The sequence below is a fragment of the Micromonospora sp. NPDC002411 genome (genome assembly GCF_053592955.1).
The window spans coordinates 1-3,592 of sequence record NZ_JBSFBM010000498.1 but is presented as its reverse complement, the minus strand read 5'-3'; the positions used below and the strand labels follow the sequence as shown (position 1 = coordinate 3,592).

3 protein-coding genes are annotated in these 3,592 nt (G+C 71.0%); 1 reads left to right on the top strand and 2 read right to left on the bottom strand.

Translation table 11 applies throughout. The features are described from left to right. Nucleotides 1-191 precede the first annotated feature (191 nt). Together ACWCO3_RS32885 and ACWCO3_RS32880 are read right to left on the bottom strand one after the other, a co-directional pair. Nucleotides 192-998 carry a sugar phosphate isomerase/epimerase family protein gene (locus ACWCO3_RS32885; RefSeq protein WP_145778769.1) on the bottom strand — a complete coding sequence of 269 codons (807 nt, stop codon included), beginning with the start codon at nucleotides 996-998 and terminating at the stop codon, nucleotides 192-194. Nucleotides 999-1,073: 75 nt separating this feature from the next. Then, on the bottom strand, nucleotides 1,074-2,018 hold the full coding sequence (locus ACWCO3_RS32880; protein WP_357929442.1) for a Ppx/GppA phosphatase family protein: 945 nt from the start codon (nucleotides 2,016-2,018) through the stop codon (nucleotides 1,074-1,076). Between the two features lie 80 nt (nucleotides 2,019-2,098). Here ACWCO3_RS32880 and ACWCO3_RS32875 point away from each other — a divergent pair, with 80 nt between their 5' ends. Next, nucleotides 2,099-2,896 (top strand): hypothetical protein, encoded by a 798-nt coding sequence (locus ACWCO3_RS32875; protein WP_145785430.1) that lies wholly within the window; start codon nucleotides 2,099-2,101, stop codon nucleotides 2,894-2,896. Nucleotides 2,897-3,592 lie beyond the last annotated feature (696 nt).

Here is a 3,592-nt window from a genome sequence, read left to right as displayed (position 1 = left end):
CTCGCTCACCCGCAGCTCGACCAGGACGAACACGATCAACGCGACCACGCCGAGCAGCGTGGCCGCGCACCGGGCCCGCAAGCGGGCGGCAGTCGGTGAGCAGGTGACTGTCGCGCCGCAGCCGACCGGCGGCGTCGACTCGCTCTCGCCGGTCAGCTGACGCCGTAGCCGCCCCTTCGCGGGCGGACGGGTCAGGCGTCGACCGGGGACGACGCGGTCAGGTGTTGGCGGGCGAACTCCAACGCGGCACGCAGGTCCGCCTCGCGCACCGCGCGGCTCTTCGCGCCCCGGGTGGCGACCTCCACCGCCACCGCCCCGGTGAAGCCCCGTCCGGCCAGTGAGGAGAGCAGCTCACCGCAGGGCTGGGTGCCGCGACCGGGCACCAGGTGCTCGTCGCGTCCCCCGCCGGTGCCGTCACCGAGATGTACGTGCGCCAGCCCGGCGCCCATCCGGTCGGCCATCTCCAGGGGGTCGCTGTGCGAGGCCGCGCAGTGCGAAAGATCCAGGGTGTACGCCGGGTAGCCGGTGTCGGTGGGATCCCATCCGGGGACGTACGGGACGAACTGCCGCCCCGCCATCCGCACCGGGTACATGTTCTCCACGGCGAACCGCAGCCCGGGGAACCGGTCCCCGACGGTGGCCAACCCCTCGGCGAAGTTGCGGGCGTAGTCCCGCTGCCAGGTGAACGGAGGGTGCACCACGACGGTCGGCGCTTCCAACGTCTCGGCCAGCTCGGCGGCCTTGCGCAGCCGCTCCCACGGGTCCGGACTCCACACCCGCTGGGTAACCAGCAGGCAGGGCGCGTGCACCGAGAGCACCGGCACACCGTAGTGCTCCGACAGGCCGCGCAACGCGCCCGCGTCCTGGCTGACCACGTCGGTCCAGACCATCACCTCGACGCCGTCGTACCCGAGTGCCGCAGCCAGTTGGAACGCCGCCGCGGTCGGCTCGGGAAAGACCGACGAGCTGGACAGGAGCACGGGAACGCGGGAAGTCACATCAGCCAGCGTAGCCCGGTGGTGCTCAGGACATCGTGACGAGAGCCGGCAAACCACCCGAAACCGGATCTCCGATCAGATCGGTTCGAGTTGATCGAGCCGGCGGAGGATGACCCCCTCACGCAGGGCCCACGGGCAGATGTCCAGCGAGTCCATGTCCAGCCGGCGCATCACCGCCTCGGCGACCACCGCGCCGGCCAGCAACTGGTGGGCCCGACCGGCGCTGACCCCCTCCAACTCCATGAGCTGAGCCGGTGGGATGTGCCGGATGAACCCGATCACCTGCCGCAACCCGGCGCGGGTCAGGCTGCGCCGCACCCACAGTCCGGCACCGGACGGCGCCGCCCCGGCCAGCCGGGCCAGGGTGCGGAACGTCTTCGAGGTGGCCACCGCCCGGTCCCAGCCGACCTGGGTGATCTGGTCGGCCACCTTGTCCAGCCGACCCTCGACGTACTCCCGGAGCTTCTCGACGGCCTCCGCCGACGGCGGCGCCGCGCTGGCCGGGTCGACCCGCAGCCGCTCCCGGGTCAGCCGGCCGGCACCGAGCGGCAGCGAGATCGCGACGTCCGGGTCCTCGTCGATCCCGGCCGCGATCTCCAGGGAGCCACCGCCGATGTCCAGCACCAGCAGCCGCCCCGCCGACCAGCCGAACCATCGCCGGACAGCCAGGAACGTCATGCGCGCCTCGTCCGCCCCGGAGAGCACCGCCAGGCGTACGCCGGTCTCGTCGCGGACCCGGGCCAGCACGTCGGCCGCGTTCGTGGCGTCACGCACCGCGGACGTGGCGAACGCGATCAGGTCGTCGGCCTCCAACCCGGCGGACGCCGCCTTGGCCATGCCGACGGCCTTGACCAGGCCGTCCGCGCCCGCCTCGGTCAGCGCGCCGTCGGGGCCGATCTGCTCGGCCAGCCGGAGCACCACCTTCTCCGAGTGCGCAGGCCACGGGTGCGCGCCGTGGTGTGCGTCCACCACGAGGAGGTGCACCGTGTTGGATCCGACGTCGAGGACACCCAGTCGCATGATGAAGACCCTAGGCGCAACACGTTTGCGCGGCTCGCCGGCCTGCCGACCGCACCCCGCGTACGCTGGGCCGGGTGACGATGGAGCTCCGTGTGCTGGTGGACGACCCGGGCGATCCCCGTAGCCGCGAGGTGCCACTGGACTTCCCCCGGGAGTGGATCGAGTTCGCCGACCCGGCTGACGAGACGCACCTGATCCGGGCCGACCTGACCTGGCTGCTGTCCCGCTGGACCTGCATCTTCGGCAAGGGCTGCCACGGCATCATCGCCGGCCGCGCCGCCGACGGCTGCTGCTCGCACGGGGCGTTCTTCACCGACTCCGACGACGAGAAGCGCGTCCGCAACGCCGTCAAGCGGCTCACCCCGTCGACCTGGCAGCACTTTCAGCGCGGGTTCAAGAACTGGACCGACGAGGACACCATCGACGGCAAGACCCCGGCCCGCCGCACCGCCACCCAGGGCACCGAGGGTCCGTGCGTGTTCCTCAACGACGCCGACTTCGTCGGTGGCGGTGGCTGCGCCCTGCACGCTCAGGCGTTGCGCGACGGGGTCCACCCGCTGGAATACAAGCCGGACGTCTGCTGGCAACTGCCCATCCGCCGAGATCAGGACTGGGTCAAGCGGCCGGACAACTCCAAGGTCCTGGTCTCGACCCTGTCCGAGTTCGACCGGCGTGGTTGGGGAGCCGGCGGGCACGACCTGGACTGGTGGTGCACCTCTTCGACGGACGCGCACGTCGGCGCCGAGCCGATGTACCTGTCGTACGGGCCGGAATTGACCGCGCTGATCGGCGCTGCCGCGTACGAGCGGCTGGCCGAGCTGTGCGCGGCCCGGACGCGGCAGGGCATGGTCGCCCCGCACCCCGCCGACGAGATCTAGCGGGCCCGGTAGCAACCATGGTGGCTGCGACACTGCCACCTGCCTGGTGAGCGACGCCAGAACAGCCACGGAGGAGCCGGGCACGTCTGACGGGACGCCTTTGGAGCTGAATCGTTTATGACATCGGACGATGGATGGTCCCGCGGGCCGGGTTGGGGTGGCATCGAGTCGAGGCATGGGCGCTCAAATTCAGCGGGACCAATCAGGGCGAACCGCACACGTGGCGCGGCGCTCTGGGGCGTGTGAACCGCGCCCTGCCGCGCTTGCGGGTTGATCCACTCCGTTTCGCCGATATCGGGGTATCCCGAGCGCTCGGATACCGCGATATCGGCGAACCGGTGTGGATCAAGGCGGTGCTGGTCGTTGGCTGGGGGATTTCGGCAGGTTGGGTGTGCGGCAGCGGGTGCTGGCCGGAGCGGTGGGCTTGTATCCCCCACTACGAACTTGGCTCGATGACGTCGGCTCCACGGACGCCGGCTCCACCGGCGTCGGCTCTCCGACGTCCGCCGGTGATTCGTCTGTGACATCAGCTCCAAAGGAGCACCGACAGACGCCCGTCCCCCACCCCACAGCCCTTCAGCTCTCGAAACCGGCCTGCTGAGTAAGCGCGCACACGCCGAAGGGGGCCTGCGCCGAGCGCAGACCCCCTTCGCGTACGCCGATCACGGCTCGAACTTGTAGCCCAGACCCCGGACG